General features: G+C 50.5%; 1 protein-coding gene. It reads right to left on the bottom strand.

Annotated elements, in window-relative coordinates:
- A partial coding sequence (locus tag A3738_RS27140; protein ID WP_156504534.1) for an ATP-dependent metallopeptidase FtsH/Yme1/Tma family protein occupies positions 1-849 on the bottom strand: 849 nt, incomplete at both ends.

Below are 849 nucleotides of genomic sequence, written 5' to 3'. Positions count from 1 at the left end.
TCTTCTAAGACTCGCTGCGCCGTCGAATAACACTGGTCAACGATTGAACGGACTTCCTCATCGATACTGGCCTGCGTCGAACCTGAAACATGAGAAGTAGACCCGCCTGCAGATTTGCCGAGGAACACCTCTTCTTGCGCTTCGTCGTACTTCAAGGGACCAAGCTTCGCTGACAAGCCCCACTTCGTTACCATGTTACGCGCAATATCTGTTGCACGCTCAATATCGTTTGACGCACCTGTCGTAACACCTTCTGGACCAAGCGTCATTTCCTCAGCAATACGACCGCCGTACAAAGAGCAAATGTTGCTGATCAAGTGCTGACGACTCATGCTATAACGGTCTTCTTCTGGCAAGAACATCGTCACACCAAGCGCTCGCCCGCGAGGAATAATACTCACCTTGTAGACTGGATCATGCTCCGGCATGAGGCGACCTACAATCGCGTGTCCCGCTTCATGATAAGCAGTATTTAGCTTTTCTTTGTCAGACATAACCATCGATTTACGCTCAGCGCCCATCATGATCTTGTCTTTAGCCAACTCAAACTCAACCATACCAACAGTACGCTTGTTCGCACGCGCCGCAAACAGAGAAGCTTCATTTACAAGGTTGGCCAAATCTGCACCAGAGAAGCCCGGAGTACCACGCGCCATAACTGCTGCATCCACGTCGTCACCTAGAGGGACTTTCTTCATGTGCACTTTAAGTATTTGTTCACGACCAAGAATGTCAGGCAAGCCAACTACAACCTGTCGGTCGAAACGACCTGGGCGTAACAGCGCTGGATCGAGAACGTCAGGACGGTTCGTCGCAGCGATAACAATGACACCTTCACTACCTTCGAAG

The sequence above is a fragment of the Oleiphilus sp. HI0066 genome, assembly GCF_001635725.1.
Note: the sequence above shows the minus strand (reverse complement) of the source record. Positions and strands in the feature narration are given on the sequence as shown.